The 20,272-nt window shown below is 69.0% G+C and carries 19 protein-coding genes; 9 read left to right on the plus strand and 10 right to left on the minus strand.

Annotated elements, in window-relative coordinates:
* Window positions 1-69 precede the first annotated feature (69 nt).
* Entirely contained in the window at window positions 70-837 is a 768-nt protein-coding gene (locus AJAP_RS02580; RefSeq protein ID WP_038507885.1) for a glutaminyl-peptide cyclotransferase, read from the minus strand.
* Window positions 838-886: 49 nt separating this feature from the next.
* Here AJAP_RS02580 and AJAP_RS02585 point away from each other — a divergent pair, with 49 nt between their 5' ends.
* The gene (locus AJAP_RS02585) at window positions 887-1,837 is read left to right on the plus strand and encodes a DUF3027 domain-containing protein (protein ID WP_038507887.1); all 951 of its coding nucleotides are present in this window, start codon (window positions 887-889) and stop codon (window positions 1,835-1,837) included.
* Complete coding sequence (locus tag AJAP_RS02590; protein WP_038507889.1) at window positions 1,827-4,634, plus strand: sacsin N-terminal ATP-binding-like domain-containing protein; 2,808 nt, start codon at window positions 1,827-1,829, stop codon at window positions 4,632-4,634. The genes AJAP_RS02585 and AJAP_RS02590 overlap by 11 nt, the downstream gene beginning before the upstream one ends.
* 27 nt (window positions 4,635-4,661) lie before the next feature.
* Here AJAP_RS02590 and AJAP_RS02595 read toward each other — a convergent pair whose 3' ends face one another.
* On the minus strand, window positions 4,662-4,889 hold the full coding sequence (locus AJAP_RS02595; RefSeq protein WP_037335676.1) for a DUF2530 domain-containing protein: 228 nt from the start codon (window positions 4,887-4,889) through the stop codon (window positions 4,662-4,664).
* 80 nt (window positions 4,890-4,969) lie between these two features.
* Between AJAP_RS02595 and AJAP_RS02600 the strand changes: the two genes are divergently transcribed.
* The 4 genes from AJAP_RS02600 to AJAP_RS02615 all read left to right on the plus strand — a co-directional run bounded on the left by AJAP_RS02600 (window position 4,970) and on the right by AJAP_RS02615 (window position 8,706).
* On the plus strand, window positions 4,970-6,427 hold the full coding sequence (locus AJAP_RS02600) for an NCS2 family permease (RefSeq protein WP_038507891.1): 1,458 nt from the start codon (window positions 4,970-4,972) through the stop codon (window positions 6,425-6,427).
* Between the two features lie 67 nt (window positions 6,428-6,494).
* The gene (locus AJAP_RS02605) at window positions 6,495-6,926 is read left to right on the plus strand and encodes a MarR family winged helix-turn-helix transcriptional regulator (RefSeq protein ID WP_016337543.1); all 432 of its coding nucleotides are present in this window, start codon (window positions 6,495-6,497) and stop codon (window positions 6,924-6,926) included.
* 107 nt (window positions 6,927-7,033) lie between these two features.
* Complete coding sequence (locus tag AJAP_RS02610; protein WP_038507893.1) at window positions 7,034-8,293, plus strand: MFS transporter; 1,260 nt, start codon at window positions 7,034-7,036, stop codon at window positions 8,291-8,293.
* Entirely contained in the window at window positions 8,290-8,706 is a 417-nt protein-coding gene (locus AJAP_RS02615) for a hypothetical protein (protein WP_038507894.1), read from the plus strand. The genes AJAP_RS02610 and AJAP_RS02615 overlap by 4 nt, the downstream gene beginning before the upstream one ends.
* Here AJAP_RS02615 and AJAP_RS02620 read toward each other — a convergent pair.
* Window positions 8,703-9,716 carry a hypothetical protein gene (locus AJAP_RS02620; protein WP_038507895.1) on the minus strand — a complete coding sequence of 338 codons (1,014 nt, stop codon included), beginning with the start codon at window positions 9,714-9,716 and terminating at the stop codon, window positions 8,703-8,705. The two genes, AJAP_RS02615 and AJAP_RS02620, sit on opposite strands and share 4 nt — an antisense overlap.
* 472 nt (window positions 9,717-10,188) lie before the next feature.
* Here AJAP_RS02620 and AJAP_RS02625 point away from each other — a divergent pair, with 472 nt between their 5' ends.
* Window positions 10,189-10,707, plus strand: coding sequence for a hypothetical protein (locus AJAP_RS02625; protein WP_038507898.1), 519 nt, complete (start codon window positions 10,189-10,191; stop codon window positions 10,705-10,707).
* Window positions 10,708-10,899: 192 nt separating this feature from the next.
* On the opposite strand, the gene AJAP_RS02630 is transcribed toward AJAP_RS02625, so the two are convergent.
* The 7 genes from AJAP_RS02630 to AJAP_RS02660 all read right to left on the minus strand — a co-directional run bounded on the left by AJAP_RS02630 (window position 10,900) and on the right by AJAP_RS02660 (window position 18,602).
* Window positions 10,900-11,739, minus strand: coding sequence for an SDR family NAD(P)-dependent oxidoreductase (locus AJAP_RS02630; protein WP_038507899.1), 840 nt, complete (start codon window positions 11,737-11,739; stop codon window positions 10,900-10,902).
* 210 nt (window positions 11,740-11,949) lie between these two features.
* Window positions 11,950-12,699 (minus strand): arylamine N-acetyltransferase family protein, encoded by a 750-nt coding sequence (locus AJAP_RS02635; protein ID WP_038507901.1) that lies wholly within the window; start codon window positions 12,697-12,699, stop codon window positions 11,950-11,952.
* Between the two features lie 89 nt (window positions 12,700-12,788).
* Complete coding sequence (locus tag AJAP_RS02640; protein WP_016337537.1) at window positions 12,789-13,412, minus strand: superoxide dismutase; 624 nt, start codon at window positions 13,410-13,412, stop codon at window positions 12,789-12,791.
* Between the two features lie 198 nt (window positions 13,413-13,610).
* A complete protein-coding gene (locus AJAP_RS02645; RefSeq protein WP_051972321.1) occupies window positions 13,611-15,470 on the minus strand; it encodes a serine hydrolase domain-containing protein in 1,860 nt (619 codons plus the stop codon).
* 96 nt (window positions 15,471-15,566) lie between these two features.
* Window positions 15,567-16,235, minus strand: coding sequence for a biliverdin-producing heme oxygenase (locus tag AJAP_RS02650; RefSeq protein ID WP_038507902.1), 669 nt, complete (start codon window positions 16,233-16,235; stop codon window positions 15,567-15,569).
* Between the two features lie 78 nt (window positions 16,236-16,313).
* Complete coding sequence (locus tag AJAP_RS02655; protein ID WP_038507904.1) at window positions 16,314-16,901, minus strand: TetR/AcrR family transcriptional regulator; 588 nt, start codon at window positions 16,899-16,901, stop codon at window positions 16,314-16,316.
* 201 nt (window positions 16,902-17,102) lie between these two features.
* The gene (locus tag AJAP_RS02660; protein WP_037348067.1) at window positions 17,103-18,602 is read right to left on the minus strand and encodes a glutamate-cysteine ligase family protein; all 1,500 of its coding nucleotides are present in this window, start codon (window positions 18,600-18,602) and stop codon (window positions 17,103-17,105) included.
* A 216-nt stretch (window positions 18,603-18,818) separates the two neighbouring features.
* Here AJAP_RS02660 and AJAP_RS02665 point away from each other — a divergent pair, with 216 nt between their 5' ends.
* Entirely contained in the window at window positions 18,819-19,634 is an 816-nt protein-coding gene (locus AJAP_RS02665) for a TrmH family RNA methyltransferase (protein WP_038507905.1), read from the plus strand.
* Between the two features lie 27 nt (window positions 19,635-19,661).
* Complete coding sequence (locus AJAP_RS02670) at window positions 19,662-20,264, plus strand: DUF2537 domain-containing protein (protein WP_038507907.1); 603 nt, start codon at window positions 19,662-19,664, stop codon at window positions 20,262-20,264.
* Window positions 20,265-20,272: the final 8 nt, after the last annotated feature.

Below are 20,272 nucleotides of genomic sequence, written 5' to 3' on the forward strand. Positions count from 1 at the left end.
GCGTTCACCACTGCTTTCTCCATCCATGCCCCCGCCGCCACCCTCAAAGGAGAAGCAAGCTTCGCTGTTTTATGCCTGAACCGGGACGAACTTCACCCTGAACATCTTGGGCCAGAGCTTGCCGGTGATCAGGAATTCGTCGGTCCCGGGCACCGCCGCGATGCCGTTGAGGACGTCCGCGGCGCCCCGCTCGGCCCCGTCCAGCAGGCCGGAAGCGTCGATCTCGCCGGTGACGCGCCCGGTCGCGGCGTCGATCCGCAGGATCCGGTCGGTCTGCCAGACGTTCGCGTACACGGAGTCGCCGACGCATTCCAGCTCGTTCAGCTGGTCACGGCCGACATCGACAGCGCCCGTCGGCGCGAAGGACACAGGGTCGCGGAAAGTCAGCTTCGACGAGCCGTCGCTCATCACCAGCCGCCCGTCGCGATGACAGAGTCCCCAGCCCTCGCCGGTGTAGGTCACCCGCCTCAGCTCGGCCAGCGTCTTGGCGTCGCGTTCGATCGCGACGCCGTCCTGCCAGGTGATCTGCCAGGCCGTCGCCCCGAGCACGGTGATGCCCTCGCCGAACAGGCCGGGCAGTTCCTGCCGGACCGCCGGCGCCGCACCCGCGGGCCCGGCCCGCATCGACGACTTCCCGACCAGGCCGGTGCCCTCGTACAGCGTCTCGCCGGAGAACTCGAGACCCTGGGTGAAGGCGCCCGGATCATGGGGCAACGTCGAGAGCACCCGCACTTTCAGCTTCTCGGGCGCGGGCGGCGCGGCGTCGCTCACCGGCGCGGCGGCGCAGCCACCGAGGACGGCGGCCAGCAGGAGCGAGGTGGTCATCAGCGTGCGCACGCGGACAGCCTGACACGGACCGCGATATCGCGTGCGGCAGAATGGGGGCATGACCCTGCTGTTGACCCTGGACGACGGCTCCATCCAGCGCAAACTCGCCGAGGCGGTCGATCTGGCCCGCGCGGCGGTGCTGGAGGACGCCGGTGCCGAACAGGTCGGCGCGCACGTCGGCGTGGACTCCGAGGACGCGGTCTCCGCGAGCCACCTGTTCGAGGCGACCGTGACGGGGTATCGCGGCTGGCGCTGGTCGGTGACGGTCGCGCTCGCCGGTGAGGACGAGCCGATCACGGTCAGCGAGGTCGTGCTGATCCCGGGTCCGGACGCGCGTGTCGCCCCGGCGTGGGTGCCGTGGGAGCGCCGCGTGCAGGCGGGCGACCTCGGCGTCGGCGACATCTTCCCGGTGGAGAAGGACGACCCGCGGCTCGTCCCCGCGTACCTGGAGTCCGACGACCCCGCGGTCGAGGCGGTCGCCAAGGAGACCGGGCTCGGCCGGGTCCACGTGCTGTCCCGGCACGGCAGGCTCGACGCCGCCGCCCGCTGGCACAGCGGCGAGTTCGGCCCGCGGTCGGACATGGCTCGCAGCGCGCCGGACGTCTGCGGCAGCTGTGGGTTCTTCGTGTCGCTCGCCGGTTCGCTCAGCGCGGCCTTCGGCGCGTGCACCAACGACATCTCCCCGGCGGACGGCCACGTCGTCGACGTCGAGTACGGCTGCGGCGCGCACTCCGAGATCGAGGTCGAGGTGACCTCGTCGGTGCCGGTGGCGGAACTGGTCTACGACGACTCGCTGATGGACTTCGAGCCTGCTCCGGAGACGCCCGTCGAGGCTCCCGAACCCGAGCCCGCCGAAGCCACGGTCGTCGACGAGTCCGAGGCCCCGGTGGCCGAGGCGCCCGAGACCGCCGAGGTCCAGCCGGAGGTCGAACCCGAGGCGGTGACCGCCGAGACCGCGGAAACGGCCGACGAGGCGCAGGTCGAGGCCGAAAGCGCCAGTGAGCACTGACCCGTTCGGCACCGAGCGGCTCCGCGCCGCCGTCCTGCGGGCGTGGGCCGATTCGCCGACGCGGTTCACCGAGGACACGAACACCGAGAACGACCTGCGGGTCGGTGGCTACCGCGACCGGCTGTTCGTCGAGCTGGCGCAGAACGCCGCCGACGCCGCCCTGGCGGCCGGTGATCGCGGCACGCTTCGGGTGTCCGTTGTGGACGGTGAGCTGAGGTTCGCCAACACGGGCGCGCCCTTGGACGCCCGCGGGGTCGAATCCCTTGCCTCCCTTCGTGCTTCCGGCAAGGGGGAGGAGACCGTCGGCCGGTTCGGCGTCGGATTCGCCGCCGTGCTCACTGTTTCCGCCGAGCCGAGGATCGTTTCGGTGACCGGAGGCGTCGCGTTCTCCGCGGAACGCACGCGTGCCGAAGCCGAGCGCACCGGAGACGTTCCCGTGCTGCGGCTGCCGTGGCCGGTCGCCGACGACGAGCCGCCTGTGCCCGAGGGTTTCACCACCGAGGTCCGGCTTCCGCTACGCGAAGGCGTCGATGTCCGGGCCCTGCTGGCGGATCTGAAGAACGATATCGGCGATCTTCTGCTCACCTTGCCCTGGCTGGAAAGCGTCGAGGTCGAAGGCGGGGTCTGGCGCCGCTCCGATCTCGGTGACGGTGTCGTCGAGCTCGCGTCGCCGGGCGGATCCGAGCACTGGCAGGTGCATCGCGGCGAGGTCGTCTGGGCCGTCCCGCTCGATGGATCAGGTTCACCCCGGCCGCTCGGTGACGACGTGCTGCACGCGCCGACCCCCACCGACGACGGGCTTTCCCTGCCGGCCAGGCTGATCGCGACGCTCCCGATCGAGCCGTCCCGGCGCCGCGCGTTGCCGGGGCCGGAGCTGACCACCGCGTTGAAGAATGCCGCGCGGGAGTACGTCGAGCTCGTCTGTTCCTTGCCGGGCAAGGAACGTCTGGCGCTCGTGCCCGGCGCGGGCTTCCCGCGTTCCACTGTGGACGGAACGCTGCGCGAGGCCATCCTCGAGAATCTCAGCGACTCGCCTTGGCTTCCCGCGCAGGAGGGTGACGATCTGCCGGGGCGTCAGGCGCGTGTCCTTTCGGTGGACGTGCCGGGATTGGCGCCGCTGCTGGCCGATCTCGTGCCCGGCTTGATTTCACTGTCCGGTGTGGACCTTCGCGCGGTCGGCGCGCGGACGCTATCGCCCGCCGAAGCCATCGAGCTGCTGACCGGGGCCCAGCGCGAGCCCTCGTGGTGGCGTTCGCTTTACGACGTGCTGCTCCCGGCGCTCGAAGCACACGACCTCACCAAGGACGATCTCGGCGCGTTGCCGGTGCCGATGTCCGACGGCCGGACCTTGCCCGGCGTCCGCGACGCGCTGCTCGTCGGAGGCTCGGCGGAACTGCTCGAACTCCTGTCCGATGTGGACATCATCGGGCTGCGGCTGGTGCATCCGGCCGCCGCGCATCCGTTGCTGGAACGCTTGGGTGCCAAGCACGCCGAGGCGAGTGACCTGCTGGAGGCCGACGCGCTGAGCGCGGCCGTCGAACGCAGTGTCGAAGACGTCCGGTCCGGTTTGGACGGTATGGCGCTCGCGGGCGCGGTGCTCCGCCTGATCGCCGAAGTCGGCGACGAAGCCCCCGATTGGGCGGGTGCGCTGGCCCTGCCGAGCGAGGACGGCTGGCGTCGCGCGGACGAGCTCGTCCTGCCGACGTCGCCGCTGGGCGACATCTTCGACCCCGAGGTGTTCGAAGAAGACGGCGCTTTGTCAGTGCTGGACGAGGAATTCGCCGAAGACTGGCCGGTGGCGACGCTCGTCGCGGTCGGCGTGCTCGATTCGTTCGCGATCATCACCGACGACGAACCCCTCGAACCCGAACACGGGCTGCCCGAGGAGCACGAGTGGTGGGATTCCCGGGAACGGCCGCCGTCGCGGGTGCTCGCCGTGCGCGATCTCGACCTCGTCGGTGACGACGCCTGGCCGGAGGCGCTGCGCCTGCTCGCGGCGCGTCCCGAAACCTGGCGGGCCCTCACCGAACCCGGCGGGCACACCGGCTGGTGGCTCGCGCGGTACGCGTTGCTGGACGGGCACGCCCCGCTCGACTGGCGGATGCCGGAAGCGTCCGCGCTGGCCGGGCTCTACGACGTCGTCCCGGATTCGGGACTGAGCAAGGAGATCCTGCTCGCCGCCGGTGTCCGGACGGAGCTGGGGGCGGACGCCGAAGACGTCGAGGATCTCCTGGATCGGCTCGGGGATCCCGAGCGCAAGGTGAGCCCCGGGCTCGCTTCCCGCGCGCACGCGGCCCTCGCCGAGTACACAGTGGACGTTCCCGCGCCGGACCGCGTCCGTGCCGCGGACGGCTCGGCCGTCGACGCTCGCGACGCCGTCGTGCTCGACGTGCCGTGGTTCGCGGCCGTACTGGCGCCGGAGCGGATGGTCGTCTCGGCGAGCGGCGCCGCCGCGCTGGCGGAACTGCTGGACCTGCCGATGGCGAGCGGTCTCGACGCCAAGGTCACCGAAGACGGCGAGTACGTGCCGTGGACGGAGCTGTCCGCGCTCCGGCTGGCCGCCGATCAGCTGGGCGTCGAACTGCCCGAGGGTGGCGTGCTGCTGCACGAGGCGCTGACGGTGACCTTCGAGGACGCCGAGCACGAGGTCGCCTGGTGGTCCGACGGCAGGCTGCACGCCGCCGACACCCCGGAAGGCCTCGGCCGGGCCTTCGCCTGGGCCACGGACCGATGGGCCGACCGTCACGTCCTGACGGCCCTGCTCGACGACCCCTCGCCCTCCGCGCTCTTGAACTGACCGCGTTTCGTCCTCTGAATGCGGGGGTTAGAGGCGCTGGGCGCTCTTCGAGCCCCGGCGGGCGGCGGCGCGCTGCCAGGCGATGATCGCGAGACCGATGAAGCCGAGCACGACGCCGGAGAACGCCGTCTGCACCCAGATGCCGTCGGTCACAAAGAACAGGACCACGGTCGCGACCGCCCAGAGCGAGGTACCTACGATCACGACCGGCGTCAGGTCGGTCAGCCGCTTCGGCAGCTCCGGCGTTGGCCGCAATGAACCGTTTACTTCCCCGGAATTGATCGATTCGCCCACGTGGGGAAGGGTACCCGGCAACGGGCGAAGGGTGGTACGCGATGGCGGAGCAGCGCACCCGGTCCACACTGGACCGGTTCTTCAAGATCAGCGAGCGCGGCTCGACACCGGGGCGGGAGATCCGCGGCGGGATCGTCACCTTCTTCACGATGGCCTACATCGTCGTGCTGAATCCCCTGATCCTCGGCAGTTTCTCCGCCGAAGACGCGGGCGCGCACAAGGACGTCCTCGGCAACATCCTCCCCGTACCGCAGGTCGCCGCGGTGACCGCGCTGGTCGCCGGTGTGCTGACGATCATCATGGGCCTGGTGGCGAACTATCCGTTCGCCATCGCCACCGGCCTCGGCATCAACAGCCTGATCGCGGTCACCTTCGCCTCCCAGATGACCTGGCCGGAGGCGATGGGCCTGGTGGTGATCGAGGGCCTGGTCATCGTCCTGCTCGTGTTCGCCGGCATCCGGACGGCGGTGTTCAACGCCGTGCCACCGCCGCTGAAATCCGCGATCGCGGTCGGCATCGGCCTGTTCATCTGCCTGATCGGCCTGGTCGACGCCGGCTTCGTCCGCCGCGTCCCGGACGACGCGAAGACGACCGTGCCGGTCGGGCTGGGCATCAACGGCTCGATCGCCTCGTGGCCGACGCTGGTGTTCGTCGTCGGCCTGCTGGTCACCGGCATCCTGGTGGCGAAGCGGGTCAAGGGCGCGATCCTGATCGGTGTCCTCGCGTCGACCGTGCTGGCGATCGTCGTCGAGGCGATCACCAAGGTCGGCCCCTCCAAGGGCGTGAACCCGCTGGGCTGGAACCTCGGCTACCCGGCGCTGCCGGATCAGGTCCTGGGCATGCCGGACCTCTCGCTGGTCGGCGACATCTCCTTCGGCGCCTGGACGCGGCTGCCGATCATCACCGTCGTGCTGCTGGTGTTCACCCTGGTGCTGGCGGACTTCTTCGACACCATGGGCTCGATGACCGGCCTGGCGAAGGAAGGCGGGCTGCTCCCGGCGGACGGCAAGCTCCCGAACGTCGGCAAGGCGCTGTTCGTCGACGGCACCGCCGCGGTGGCGGGCGGCTTCGCGTCGTCGAGTTCGAACACCGTCTTCGTCGAATCCGCGTCCGGTATCGCCGAGGGCGCCAGGACCGGGCTCGCGAACGTCGTCACCGGCGTGCTGTTCATCGCGGCCATGTTCCTGACCCCGCTCTACCAGGTCGTCCCGGTCGAGGCCGCCGCTCCGGCGCTGGTCGTCGTCGGCGCGCTGATGATGAGCCAGGTCAAGGAGATCGACTTCTCCGACTTCACCGTCGCGCTGCCCGCGTTCCTGACCATCGTGGTCATGCCGTTCACCTACTCGATCGCCAACGGCATCGGCGCCGGCTTCGTCAGCTACGTCGTCATCCGCGCGGTCACCGGCAAGGCCAAGGGCGTGCACCCGCTGATGTGGGGTATCGCGGCGATGTTCGTGGCCTATTTCGCGGTCGGGCCGATCCAGGCCGCGTTCAACTGACCAGCGGTTATGTCATCCGTGGGCGATCTCACGGGCCGATGATCCGATCGTGAGGTATGCTAACTATATGTCCGGAGACACGCACGAGCGCTCACTGGCGAGCCGCCTGCGTCTCGCGGTGGTGCGGCTCAATCGACGGCTACGGGCCCAGCGTGCCGGTGACGGCATCTCGCTGACCCAGGTGTCCGCGTTGTCGACGTTGCACAAATGCGGTGCGCTGACCCCTGGCCAGCTCGCCGCGAAGGAAGGCGTCCAGCCACCTTCGATGACGAGGGTGATCGCCGCGCTCGAGGAGATGGGTTACGTCGAGCGCAGGCCGCATCCGACGGACGGCCGCCAGGCCATCGTCGAACTGTCCGATCGCGGCCGGGCCTACGTGATCGAGCAGATCACCGCGCGGGAGATCTGGCTGGACAAGCAATTGGCGGAGTTGAGCGCCGAAGAACGTGAAGTGCTCTCTCGCGCCTCCGAGATCATCGACAGGATGGCGGGGAACTAACAGCGGTGACGACCACGGGTAACGAAACACAGTGTCCTTCCAAGACCGCCGTTACCCGGGAACCCGCTCCACCGCCACCGCCCGCGCGCGAGAAGCCGCGCGGGAGCATGTTCTCCTCGCTGAAGGTCCGCAACTACCGGCTTTTCTTCACCGGCCAGGTCATCTCGAACATCGGCACCTGGATGCAGCGCATCGCGCAGGACTGGCTGGTGTTCACCCTCAGCGGCAACGACCCGATCGCGCTCGGCATCGCGGTCGCGCTGCAGTTCGCGCCGACGCTGTTCCTCTCGCTGTGGGCGGGCGTGCTGGCCGACCGCGTCGACAAACGGCGGCTGCTGATCGGTATCCAGATCGCCGTGCTGACGCAGGCGGTGGTCCTCGGCGCCCTCGACCTGAGCGGGATCGCGGCGCTCTGGCACGTGTACCTCCTCTGCTTCACCCTCGGCGTGACGGCCTCGCTGGAAGTGCCCGCGCGGCAGTCGTTCGTCGCCGAGATGGTGGGCAGGGACAAGGTCACCAACGCCGTCGCGCTCAACTCGTCGATCTTCAACATGGCCCGGATCGTCGGCCCGGCCATCGCGGGTTTCGCGATCACCTGGGTCGGCACCGGCTGGCTGTTCATGGCGAACGCGGTGAGCACGGGCGCCGTCATCGCCGCGCTGGTGCTGATGAACCCGGACAAGCTCTTCCGCGGCCCGGCCATCCCGCGCGAGAAGGGGCAGCTCGTCGAGGGGCTGCGGTACGTCCGGCGGCGCAGTGACCTGATGACCGTGATGGTGCTGGTGTTCTTCGTGAGCACGTTCGGTATCACGTACTTCACGTCGCTGCCGATCGTCGCCGCGAACGTCTTCCACACGAACGCCGACGGTTATGGTCTGCTGTCGACGCTGGTCGCCGTCGGCACTTTCACCGGCGCGCTGATGTCGGCCCGTCGCAACACCCGCGGCGGTCCGCGCGTGCGGCTGCTGCTGATCTCGGCGTTCCTGCTCGGCGCGTTCGAGGTGATCACCGCGTTCATGCCGACGTACCTGACCTTCGGCCTCGCGCTGATCCCGCTCGGCTTCGCCACGATCACCTTCCTGAACACGGCGAACGCGCTCGTGCAGACCGCGGTCAGCCCGGAGATGCGCGGCCGGGTGATGGGCCTGTACGTGCTGGTGCTGATCGGCGGCAACCCCATCGGCGGCCCGATGACCGGCTGGATGGCCGACGCCTTCGGCGGCCGCTCGCCGTTCTACATCGGCGGCGCTATCTCGGCGGTCGCCGCGGTGGTGTGCGCCGTCGTGCTGATCCGGCGTGGCGGGGTGAGCCTGCCGGTGCGGCGGTTCGGGAACGGTCTGCGCGTGCTGAAGCGGGAACGGGTGTGAAGCGGCTCGGCGTCGAACCGTCGGGGACCGGGTTCCTCGACTGGACGATCGATGGCGTCGCGCTGCGCTCGATGGTTCCCGCTGAGCAGCGGACGCCGTTGTTCCTGGACGACGACAGGTGGCGCGAGTCCGCGGTCGAGACGCTTCGCCGTCTTCTGGGGCGCCTGCCGGGCGATTTCGACGACGGCCGGGTCGCGCTGCTGATGTGTCCGCTGTGTGGCGATCTCGGCTGCGGCGCCTACAGCGTCGAGGTCGCCTTCGGTGACGACGTGGTCGAGTGGCGGGCCTTCGGCTGGCAAACCGACTACGAGCCGTTCGATGACCCGGAGGAGTACCGGTTCACCGGCGCCCGTTTCGAGCGGACGGCATACGAGACGCTGCTCGGCGACCTCTTGTCGAACTACCGCGCCTAGCGGCCGAGCAGCGGCGGCACCATCTTCTCGGCGAGGGCCACGAGGTCGCCGGTGCCCTTGAACTTGAGCGTCTGCCCGGCCGGATCGCCGGTGAGCTGCACGACGACGCCTCGTCCGTCGACTTGGGCAGGCAGCCCGGCGACCGTCGTGGTCGGGGCGACGGCGGTGGACAGCTCGCTGTAGTCCGCGGTCACGCCGTTCAGCTCGCATCCGGCGAAGAACGTCGGCTTCGCCATGTCGGCCGGGTCGCCGAGCGCGCGGCCGAGTTCTCCGCACAGCAGCCACGAGATCACCGGCAGCGGCTTGTCCTTGATCGGGCCGGGTGCGGTCTTCTCTAGCGGGATCTCGCCGTTCTCGCCGATTTTCGGCAACTTCGGTCCCGGCGGCATCGCGCCCGCGATCAGCGCTTCGGTGAGCGACCTCGCCTTCTTCTCGGTTTCCGGGCTCTTCACGGTCCTGCCGCGGATCGAGACGTGCAGCACGGGCGAGGCGCCATTGTGCGGCGCGACTTCGACGAGCTCGACGCTCAGGCTGGTGCCGTCCTCGTTCGTGGCGATGACCGCGAGCTTGCCCGCGACCGTGGTCCGCGTGGGCAGACCGCGGCTCGTATCGTCCGGCAGCGCCGGCGCCATCTGCGCGCTGACGTCGAGCTGCGCGGTGACCGCGTGGCAGGACTGGCCGGCCTCGCGAAGCGTGCGGCCACCGAGGATCTCCTCCCAGCGCTGCTCCGGGATCGCCTGGCACAGCACCTGCGCGGCGGTTTCGTCCGTCAGTGCGGCCACCATCTCGCCCGTCGGCATCGTGACCGGGCGGAGCGCCTGTCCGGACCTGGACGGCCAGGTCGCGGGGAGCTCGGCTTCGGGCTCGTCGTCCTGGTTCAGCACGGTGATCGCGACGACGATGCCGACGCCGAACAGCAGCAGCACACTGGCCAGCGCGCAGCCCGCCCAGATCCACATCGGACGGTCGGTCTTGCGCGCGATGGCGCGGTAGTCGTTCGGGGTGGCCACGGGGTGAAGCTAGTCCGTCGGGCGCCCGGTGTCCGGCGAAACGCCAACCCGATGGGCGGATCCGCGGAGTGGGCGTTCGGGGAGGGCTGCGGTAGACTTGGACCAGCGCTGGTTAGTAAACCGGCGAAGTGGACCCGGCAGCCTTCCGGACGGTGGGTGGGCCGGGTTTCGCGTATCCGGACCTCATACGGTTCGGATGGCCGCCACGTTGCCAGCACCAGGCGAGGGCATCCGGTACGGCCGGCAGTGGTTCTTCGAAGGCACGTAGATGCCGCGCTCTTTGCTTTTCGTCGACGAACACGTGGCTGGTCATCCGGTCATTGTTCCGGTGAGGGCCGACAAGAAGATCATCGGCCGAGTGTGATGCCGTTGCTTGTACGCAAGGAAGATGATGTCGTTCCCCTCTCGTGGGGGAGCCCGAAGCACCACCGGAGGGAACCGTCGCGAAGCACGTCCGACGAGGCTTCAAGACATGGACAGCACAGCGTTTCGCAGCGTTCCAGGAGTGCCCGGATGGGCGAAGTGCTCGGCGCACACCGTCGCACTGGTGAACGTCCCGTCCGGCCTTTGGCGGCTGGGGCTCGCGGTCGGGATCCCGTTCGGGCTGGCTCAGTCCGAATTGGACAGCTTGAACACTCCCGGCTGGGGCTCGCTCTATCTCGTGTTCCTCGCCGTGTTCTCCGAAGCGGTCGCCTTCCTGGCGCTCGGTCTCATCCAGCCGTGGGGCGAGACCTGGCCGAGATGGCTTCCCTTCGTCGGCGGCAAGCCCGTTTCCGCCCGCAAGGTGGTGGTCGTCTCCTCGCTCGGCGCAGTGGCCACGACGGTCTACGGAGGCTTCTTCGTGTACACGACCTTCATCGGCGAAATGGCGGGCGAGCCTTGGGCGTACTGGCTGGTCGTCGTCCTCTACGCGCCGTTGGTGCTTTGGGGACCGCTGCTCGCGGCGGTGACGTGGCATTACCACCGGCGCCGTGGCACCGCACTCACGTGATCGAAGCCGCAACTCACGTGATTGAAGCCGGAACACCCTGAGCGGTCTCCGATCACGTGAGTCACGTCCCTGATCACGCGAGTCACGCTTTCGCCCACGCCACGCCTGGGTGTCCCAGTCCGTGAAGGCCTCCTTGAGGGACCCAGAGTCCCTCAAGGAGGCCTTCACGGACTTTCGACCAGGCGCGGCCACTCACGACCATCTCGCTGACGGAGGCGGTTCCAGTGCCTCCCGCAGCTCGCCGTCCAACGCCGACGCGATGTCTTCGACGGTCCAGCCGTCCCGGTCCAGCACGGGGTCCTTGATCGCGGTTTGCCGCAGCACGCACAGGATGTCGCCGCGGAACCGGAGGATCTGCCCGGTGATCCCCGCCGAGAGGTCGCTGAGCAGGTACGTCACCAGCGGCGCCACCCGTTCCGGGGTGTGCTCAGGGGTCTGGACGACGCTCGGATCGTTCCAGGCCATCCGCGTCCAGGCCACGGGCGCGACGGCGTTGACCCGGATGCCGTGTTCGGCCAGGTCCGCCGCCCACGAGGCGGTCATGGAGGCGACAGCGCCCTTCGACGCCGAGTACGCGGCCGCGCGCCGTTGGCCGATCATCGAGCCGGAGCCGACGTTCACGATCACGCCGCCGCCCTGGGCACGCAGTACCTTCGCCGCCGCGGTCCCGCAGAACAGCGGGCCGAGCACGTTGACCTCGACCACTTCACGCATCCGCGCCGGGTCGGCCGCCCACGGCTCGGCCCGGTAGTTGACGCCGGCGTTGTTGACCAGGCCGTCGAGTCGTCCGAATTCGGCGACGCACCGGTCGATCAGCCCGGCGGCCTGCTCGGCGTCGGCGACCGAACCCTCATGGGACACAGCCCGCCCGCCCAGTGCGCGGATCTCCCGCGCGACCTCGTCCGCGATCCCCGCTTCGACGTCGTTCACCACGACCGCCGCGCCCTGTGCGGCCGCATTGTGCGCGAAAGCCCTGCCCAGGCCCTGTCCGGAGCCGGTGATCACCACGGCCTTGCCGCTGAGAAGAGTCATGGGACAAGTCACTCATAAGGGTGAGATCGGCGTCTCTCGGCGGAACCCCTTGCCGGGGAAGATGAGGTTAGGCTAACCTCATACACGTCCGCTTCGTGGTGGGAGCGGCAGTCAGTTCGGGAACGGACGAAGCCCCGCAACCGGGTCACCCCCGGAGGCGGGGCTTCGTTCATTCCGGAGGGTTCATGGTCGATGACCGCGCCGCTCGGGTCAAGGCACCCGGTCGAGTTCGATCCCGAACTCCTTCCGATACGCCTCCAGGATCTCCTCGTCACCCGAAAGCCTGGTCTCCGTGCGGACGCCGTGGGTGGTGACGATCAGCTTGTCACCCGCCAGCGTGACGCGGCCGTGCTTGGTCGGCAGCGAGCAGGTCGGCCCCTGCGTGAAATGCGAATCCGGCGAGGTCGCCTGCCAGAACGCCGTCGGGACGAACTCGTCCAGCGCCCGCGGCCGCCGCTCGATCCGGTACTGGGGCTTGCCGTCCTGGAGGACGTCGATGTCGCCGTGAGGCGCGTCGAGCACCAGGAACTCGCCGTCCGGGTCGGCCTGCGCCTCGGTGGCGGACAGCCGCAGCGGGAACCGGCTGAACCGGCCGAAGCCGACGTCCGCCAGCCACGGCTCTTCCAGCTCGACACGGACGACTGCGTGGTCGAACGGCCGCCCGAGGGTCCCGTCCGGCCGGAAGACCTTCGCGGCCTGCAGAGTGACGTCGAAGCCCAGCTCGCCCAGCAAGGCGGCGAAGAGCCCGTTCAGCTCGTAACAGAAGCCACCACGCCGCCGCCGCACGATCTTTTCGAACAGTGTCTCGGCGTCCAGGACGATCGGTTCGCCGAGGTGGATGCTCAGATTCTCGAACGGCACCACCGCGAGGTGGCGCTCCTGCAGCGTCCGCAACGCGGCGACGTCCGCGGTGGCGGGGCGGTCGAGCCCGAGTCGGTCGAGGTATGCGGCGACGTCCATGCGACCACCTTGACACCTCGACTCGGCTGGAGGTCAAGAACGAAGAACGGGGCCCTCCCGGTAGGAGAGCCCCGTTTCGTGGCGAGAAGTCAGCCGAGCAGCAGGCCGTTGCCACCGGCGACGGCGTTGTCGAACCGCTTGGAGATCTCGGCCCAGTTGAAGATGTTCCAGAGCGCCTTGACGTAGTCCGGCTTCACGTTCTTGTAGTCCAGGTAGAACGCGTGCTCCCAGACGTCGACCAGCAGGATCGGCGTGGTCGGGAGGACCAGGTTGTTGTGGTGGTCGCGCAGCTGCTGGGTGATCAGCGTCTTGCCGATCGGGTCCCAGGAGAGCGCGGCCCAGCCGTTGCCCTGGATCGTGGTGGCGACCGCGGTGAACTGCGCCTTGAACTTGTCGAAGGAGCCGAACGCCTCGTCGATCGCGGAGGCCAGCTCGCCGGTCGGCTTGTCGCCGCCTTCCGGGGAGAGGATCTTCCACCACACGACGTGGTTGGCGTGCCCGGCGAGGTGGAACGCCAGCGTGGTCTGCAGGCCGACGATGTCACCGAAGTTGCCGGCCTCGCGGGCCTCGGCGATCTTGTCGAGCGTGTCGTTCGCGCCCTTGACGTAGGTCGCGTGGTGCTTGCTGTGGTGCAGCTCGTTGATCTCGCCCGAGATGTGCGGCGCCAGAGCGCTGTAGTCATAGTCGAGATCGGGGAGCACGTAGCGGGCCATCGGCCCTCCTTCTGTCTTCGACACAAGTTTCCAAGGACGAACTTAGTCGTCTTCACCCGTTTGCGGCGACCGGGGGCGCCGCGTTTCTCCCCAGGTGGAACGACCCGTTCGTAGCGGCTGTACCCGGTGGGACCACCGCCTGAAACCCACCCTGCTAGCTCCAGTTAGCTGGAGGTCAAGGCGATGTGACGGCGGTCATCAAGCCAGGTAGGGCAGTCCCACCAGGTGATAAGAGGCGATGACGCCGAGGAAGGCGAGCAGGGCAACGGAAACCACCGTGTAGGTGATCCTGGCGGGCGTGGTCCACCAGCCGCGGACCCAGGCGAGCACCGCGCAGACGACGGCCGCGCCGGTCAGGAGCAGGACGGCGTTCGGCAGGAGCAAGGTGACGCTCAGCAACGGCGAGTGGCCGGACGTCAGCGCCACGGCGGCGGCGCTCAGATCGCTCATGAGCAGGGCGAAACCGGTCGTGAACAGCAGGACGGCCAGCGCCGCGGACCAGGCGGCGACGGTCGCGAACCGAGCGCCCGACGGGTTCCGTTCCCGGCCGCGCCGGACGAACGCGCGAATCGGCCACCACACCAGCGCGCCCAGGAGGAGCAGCAGCGAGACACCGAGGATCAGCAGGTGCGTGGAGGGCGAGCCGAGCCATGACGTCCGTTGGTAGGAGGAGTTCGGGTCGTCGCCCGCGAAGAGCAGGACCTCCTCGCCGGACTCGCGGAACGCGATGCGCTCACCGGCGGCGTCGGTGAACAGCCCCGGTTCGGTCTGTGTCCAGCGCCGGGTCCCCTCTCCGAGGCCGGAAGTCGTCAGCACGCCGTCGCCGTCCGCGGTCACCGTGACACCGCCCGCGAGCGCGCGGACCTTCGTGAAGTTGTCGTAGTCCAGCCGTGTGTTGTTGTAGCTGCCTTCGAACCGTGAGACATCACCCGCGAGCTTCACGGGAGCGGGGACGGGTGTGGCGGGCTGTAGCCGGTCGACGAAGGCTTTCAGCACTTCGGCGGTCACCGCGGCGGCGTCGCCGGAGAACGCGCCGCCATTGAACGCCAGGTACACGCCGGTGTTCTTCTCCGGCACGAGTTCCAGCACGCTGAAGAAACCCGGTGAGTCACCGGTCTTCTCCACCAGGCGCAGGCCGTTCAGATACCGCTCGGAGAAACCGAAACCCATCGCGGGCAGGCGCGGATCGTTGCGGAACCGCGCGCCGTGCAGCTGGTCGAGCAGGGGACGGCTGAACACGCCGGGGACGAGGTTCGCGGACAGGTAGCGGCCCATGTCGGCCGGAGTCGCGACGTTCCCGTCGCCCGCGGGCGGTTCGGGGCCGAAGTTGGCGGGCGGGACGACCTGCGCGGAGCCGTCCCAGCGGTAGCCGGTCGCCAGCGGGACATCCGGCGTGGGCTGCGCGACGCTGCTGTCCTTCATTCCCAACGGTTCGAAGATGTGCTGCCGCACATAGTCCGAATAGGACTGTCCTGACGCGAGCTCCACGAGATGCCCGGCCAGCGCGTAGCCGTAGTTCGAGTAGAGGGCGACCTCGCCGGGCGGGCGGACCCGGGTGGGCATCTCGGCCGCGAGGTGCTCCGCGAGCGTCGGCAGTTTCTCTTCCCGTGGCGTGAACATCCGGTACACGCGGTCTTCGAAACCCGCGGTGTGGGTGAGCAGGGACGACAGGGTGACCGGTCGGCCGGGGAAGGTTTCGGGGATCTTGAACGACTTCAGGTACGTGTTGACGTCGGCGTCCAGTGCGAGCTTGCCCTGTTCGACGAGCTGCATCGCGGCCGTCGCGGCGATCGACTTGCCGACGGAGTTGATCAAGAACCCGGTGCGCTCAGGGTCCACCTTGGCCTGAGTGTCCACTGAGGACACGCCGTAACCCTTCGAGAACACGGTCTTACCGCCCTCGACGACCACCACGGCGGCACCGGGAATGTGGTGCTCGGCAAGGCTTCGCGGGAGGATTTCGTCAAAGACGGCGGCGGGTGTCGCGGCTTGGGCGGCGGGAGCGGTCAGGACCATCGCGACGGTCAGCAGGGCGGCGGTGGCCGCGATTCGGAACATACCTGGAAAGTTAGGGATTTCCCCGGGGTGAGGGGATCCGGCGGACCGCCGATCGCGGGGTGGGGCCGGCCCTACCCCGCGACCGGACGCACGAGGTCAGGCGGCCCGGTACTCGTCCAGCTCGCTCGCCAGCTCGTCGAACACCGCGATGTTGCACTCGAAGGCCACGATGGCCTCTTCGATCAGCCGCGCGCGTTCGTCCTCGCTCCACGGCGCCGCGTTCAGCTGTTCGCGGTAGTTGTCCCGGAACTTGGGAGCGCTGCCCAGCTGGTCGAAGTGGTAGAACAGCGACCCCGCCTCGTCGAGCTCGTACTTCCGTTCCAGCAGCCGCCGGATGACCTGACCGCCGGCGATGTCGCCGAGGTAGCGCGTGTAGTGGTGGGCGACGAATCCGCCGGACCAGTCCGACGCCTCGGCCACACGCCGCGCGTAACGCTCCGTCGAGGGCAGCGGCCGGACGGTCTCGCGCCAGTCCGGGCCGACGAGGTGTTCGAGGTCGCGTTCGAGGCTGGGCAGCCGCCGCAGCTCCTCGAAGACGAATTTGCCCGCCACCGGGTCTTTCGCCAGCTTGTCGGCGGCCTGCTCGATCGCCTGGTAGATGAAGTAGTACTGGATCGCCAGCCGCGTGTACCCGTCGCGCGTGAGCTCGCCGCCGAGCAGCGCGTTCATGTACTCGGAGTGGTTGGCCCGCTCGTGGGCGGGCAGGGTGGAGGCGCGCAGGGTCGCGGAGAACGGCCCGGATTCGACGTCGGTGGTCACCGGCATGGACAGAGCCTCCAAGCATCGATCTGACATGCTGTCAGAAAGAGCGTAAGGCACAACTGCGGGTTAGGCTACCCTAATTCACGGGTTTTCCGACATCCCGACCGCTCTGAGCACGAAGCGCACGGCGCCCTCGATCGCGTCGTCCAGCCGTTCGGGTGGCACGTCGACCACCTGGCGGCTGCCGAGCGCGGCGGTGATCATCGGGATCAGGACGTCCGGATCCTCGTCCGGCACCCCCTCCGCGAGGATCTCCCGCAGCTGGCCGGTGATCGGGTCGGCATGCGCGCTGATCCGCCGGTACGCGGCGGGCGCCAGCGCCGACGCGAGCGCCGTCCCCGGTGGCAGGTGGTACTCGGCGAGCACCCGCAGCTGGAGCCGGACGAACGTCGAAAGCTTCTCGACCGGAGTGTCGGCCTTCCCGACGGCTGCCGTCAGCCGTTCGACGTACCGCGTCGCCTCGTCCTCGACGAAGGCCACCAGCAGGCTTTCCTTGTCGGGGAAGTGGTTGTACATCGCCGTCCGGCCGAGGCCCGCTTCAGCGGCGACACCGGCGAGCGTGATCGCGTCGAACCCGCGCTCGTACAGCTGGCCGCGCAGGACGTCGAACACCCTGCTGCGGACCTCGCGCCGGTGCTCCTCCAGCGAGCGGCCGATGATCTTGGGCACGAGCCACCTCCCTGAGAGGAAACTCTAAACCCGGTGTCTCAAAGCGCGCTTTCGGATTTCCGTAGCCGGGCCGCGGCGTCAGCTGGTCACTCAGCCGGCCGTGACAGCGGCCCACCTCCGCAAATCCGAGGCCTCCGGCCGAAAAGAAACGCGCGCGCGTGTCCTCACGGCCCAGCCGAGCCTCGGTTTGGGAGGCACCCCCTAAGCCTCCAGTGGCCAGGTGTGCACCGGCGTCTCCGTGGCGGACAGCTCCAGATACCGGCCCAGCATCCGGTTCAGCGCGGTCTCCCGTTCGGCGCCGCGCTCCTCCGCGCGCAGGACGTACTCCCGCTGCCACGCCGCGCCGGTCCGCCTGGTGAGACACCGCTGCTCGATGATGCCGAGATAGCGCTCTCTCGCCTCGTCCGAAACGTCCGACCGGCGCAGTCCCTCGTGCGCCAGCGGCAGCAGGACCCGCAGCACGAGCTCGTCCGGCGGGATCCAGCCGATACCCGGCCAGTACAGCTGCGCGTCGAAACCCCGGCGCGCGCCCGCGTACATGTTCTCCTCGGCGGCCTGGAACGACATCTGTGTCCACACTGGACGGTCGGCCTCGGCGAGGGCCCGCTGCGCGCCGTAGAAGAAGGCGGCGTTCGCGACCATGTCGACGACGGTCGGGCCGGCGGGCAGTACGCGGTTCTCCACCCGCAGATGCGGAAGGCCGTCGACGACGTCGTACACCGGCCGGTTCCAGCGCCAGACGGTGCCGTTGTGCATCCGCAGCTCGGTGAGTTTCGGCGCCTGCCCGGAGTCGAGCGCCTCGATCGGATCCTCGCGATCGGTCTCGGGCAGGAGGCCGGGGAAGTACCGGACGTTCTCCTCGAACAGGTCGAAGATCGACGTGATCCATCGCTCGCCGAACCACACCCTCGGCCGCACGCCCTGGTTCTTCAGTTCTTCGGGCCGGGTGTCCGTGGCCTGCAGGAACAGTGGGATCCGGGTCTCGTGCCAGAGCGCCTTGCCGAGCAGGAACGGCGAATTCGCGCCGACGGCGACCTGGACGCCCGCGAGCGCCTGCGCCGCGTTCCAATGCGCCGCGAACTCCTCCGGCGCGACCTGCAGATGCAGCTGGACGGAGGTGCACGCGGCCTCGGGGAGGATCGATTCGGAGTAGCTGCGCAGCCGCTCGGGCTGCCTGCCCGGCAGCGGCGCGCCCTCCATCGAGAGGACCGTGCGCTCGCCACGAGCGGCGAAGATCCGGTCATTGAGCAACGAATAACGGGCGTTGTTGGTGAGCCACTTCTGGTCGAAGTGCTCGTGCCGCAGCGTCGGGAGGATGCCGATCATCGCCAGCGAGGCGCCGGATTCCTCGGCCTTGCGCGACGCGGCGCCCAGATACGCGTTGAGGTCGTCCTCCAGCTGGAGCGCGGATTCGCCGGCCAGCGGCCGCGGCGGCACGTTGAGCTCCAGGTTGTGCTGGCCGAGCTCGGTGGTGAACGACGGGTCGTTCAGCGCCTCGAGGACCGTCGTGTTCGTCATCGACGGGCGCATCTCCGCGTCGACGAGGTTCAGCTCGACCTCGAGTCCGATGTTCTTGCGCGGGAAGGAAAAACTTCCATCGGTGAGCATGCGGGCCAAGGTGTCGAGGCAGCGCTGGACCTTCCGGCGATATCGGCCGCGATCCTGCGGCTCGGAGGGGTCCGCCGAAAGATTCTTACCCATGTTCGTCGAGCTCCTCATTGGCCACGCTCCGCGGGATCCAGGCGGGACTGCCAGGCGGCCCAACGGTTTCACGCATCGCTGTCGCCCGGCTAGCGGCCAAACTGGTGCTCTCTGTCACTAGGGGTTAACTGACAGCAAAATACCTCCGTTCGTACCACCTACCCGTCGACGTTCGGACGCAAACGCCGCGCAGCGGGCGGATGACACACTCTCCGGGTGGCTGAACTGATCACCATCGACGACCGCGACGACCCGCGGCTCGACGATTTCCGCGACTTGTCCACAGCCGATCGGCGTCCCGATAGGCCGGGTGGGCGTGGCTTTGTGATCGCCGAAGGCACCGTCGTGGTCGAGCGGCTGCTCAAATCCCGTTATCCGGTTCGTTCCCTCCTCGGTGTGGAGCGGCGATTCCACGAATTGGGCGAAGCCCTGGACGCGGTCGACGTCCCCGGTTACGTGACTTCGGCCGAGACGATGGCCGACGTGGTCGGATTCCACCTGAACCGCGGGATCCTGGCCGTCGCCGACCGGCCGGTTCCGCCGCCGTCGGTCGAAGACGTCATCGACGGCGCACGGGTGCTCGCGATCCTCGAAGGCGTCGGTGACCACGAGAACCTCGGATCGTTGTTCCGCAACGCGGCCGCGCTCGGCGTCGACGGGATCCTGCTCGGCGCCGGCTGCTCGGACCCGCTGTACCGGCGCAGTGTCCGCGTCTCGATGGGGCACGTCCTGCGCGTCCCGTTCGCCACCTTCGGGTCCTGGCCCGGCGACCTGGAATCGCTGCGGGACCGCGGTTTCCGCATCGCGGCCCTGACTCCTCGTGCGGATTCCGTTTCGCTGCGCCAGTTACGGGACCAGACACCGGGGAAGGTCGCGTTGATGCTGGGCGCGGAGGGTCCCGGCCTGACCGACGAGGCCATCGCCGCCGCCGACGTCGCGGTGCGGATCCCGATGCCGGAAGGCGTCGATTCGCTGAATGTCGCGACGGCGGGCGCGATCGCGTTCTACGAGACGCGTCCACCGCTATCGTGAGCACCCGAGCGATCACGAGGAGAACCCATGGAATTGCGGATCCGTGAGGGACGCGCGGTGCTGGCCGGGCCGGGCGGCGAAAGCGCGCGCGAGGTGGACCCGCATTCACTCGCGATCGGTTCGGATCTCGCCCAGGCGCTGCACGAATGGGCCAGGGTCGCCTCCGCCGTCGGCTCCTCCGGCACCGAAGCCGCTTCCGTGGTCTCCCAGCGAGGCCGCCAGCTCGCCCAGCGGGTCGCCGCCACGATGGGCACGTCGGTGCGGTTCGTCGACCCCGTGTCCGGCGACGGCGTCATCATCGACCCGCCCGCCCCCGCACCCCGCAGCGAACTCGCGCGGCGCCTCTTCGGCACCCCGGACCCGGCAGGGGAGCCGACACCGTGGCTGACCGGGCTGACGGTCTCGGCGTTCGTCGCGGCCGTGGTCGTCGTGGCGATGCTGGCCTTGGCGAACACCCTCGCGCGCGAGACCAACGGCTGGCTCGCGCTGCTCGCGTCCGCCGTCGTGACCGCCGGGATCACGCCGTCGCTGTGGCTCGCGCGGCGGGTGCCGATCGTGCGGTGGGCGTCGTTCGGCGCGGCCGCGGGGATCGTGATCGCGTGGATCGGCGTGCTGATCGTCGTTTTCTAGGAATACTG

It is taken from the genome of Amycolatopsis japonica (genome assembly GCF_000732925.1).
Taxonomy (GTDB): domain Bacteria; phylum Actinomycetota; class Actinomycetes; order Mycobacteriales; family Pseudonocardiaceae; genus Amycolatopsis; species Amycolatopsis japonica.

What these genes read in the sequence shown, in the direction of transcription:
- AJAP_RS02650 (WP_038507902.1), bottom strand. Translation starts at nt 16,235, where the DNA reads ATGCCGGTGACCACCGACGTCGAATCCGGGCCGTTCTCCGCGACCCTG.
- AJAP_RS02610 (WP_038507893.1), top strand. Translation starts at nt 7,034, where the DNA reads ATGTTCTCCTCGCTGAAGGTCCGCAACTACCGGCTTTTCTTCACCGGC.
- AJAP_RS02625 (WP_038507898.1), top strand. Translation starts at nt 10,189, where the DNA reads ATGGACAGCACAGCGTTTCGCAGCGTTCCAGGAGTGCCCGGATGGGCG.
- AJAP_RS02635 (WP_038507901.1), bottom strand. Translation starts at nt 12,699, where the DNA reads ATGGACGTCGCCGCATACCTCGACCGACTCGGGCTCGACCGCCCCGCC.
- AJAP_RS02640 (WP_016337537.1), bottom strand. Translation starts at nt 13,412, where the DNA reads ATGGCCCGCTACGTGCTCCCCGATCTCGACTATGACTACAGCGCTCTG.
- AJAP_RS02630 (WP_038507899.1), bottom strand. Translation starts at nt 11,739, where the DNA reads ATGACTCTTCTCAGCGGCAAGGCCGTGGTGATCACCGGCTCCGGACAG.
- AJAP_RS02600 (WP_038507891.1), top strand. Translation starts at nt 4,970, where the DNA reads ATGGCGGAGCAGCGCACCCGGTCCACACTGGACCGGTTCTTCAAGATC.
- AJAP_RS02660 (WP_037348067.1), bottom strand. Translation starts at nt 18,602, where the DNA reads ATGGGTAAGAATCTTTCGGCGGACCCCTCCGAGCCGCAGGATCGCGGC.
- AJAP_RS02585 (WP_038507887.1), top strand. Translation starts at nt 887, where the DNA reads ATGACCCTGCTGTTGACCCTGGACGACGGCTCCATCCAGCGCAAACTC.
- AJAP_RS02645 (WP_051972321.1), bottom strand. Translation starts at nt 15,470, where the DNA reads ATGTTCCGAATCGCGGCCACCGCCGCCCTGCTGACCGTCGCGATGGTC.
- AJAP_RS02605 (WP_016337543.1), top strand. Translation starts at nt 6,495, where the DNA reads ATGTCCGGAGACACGCACGAGCGCTCACTGGCGAGCCGCCTGCGTCTC.
- AJAP_RS02670 (WP_038507907.1), top strand. Translation starts at nt 19,662, where the DNA reads ATGGAATTGCGGATCCGTGAGGGACGCGCGGTGCTGGCCGGGCCGGGC.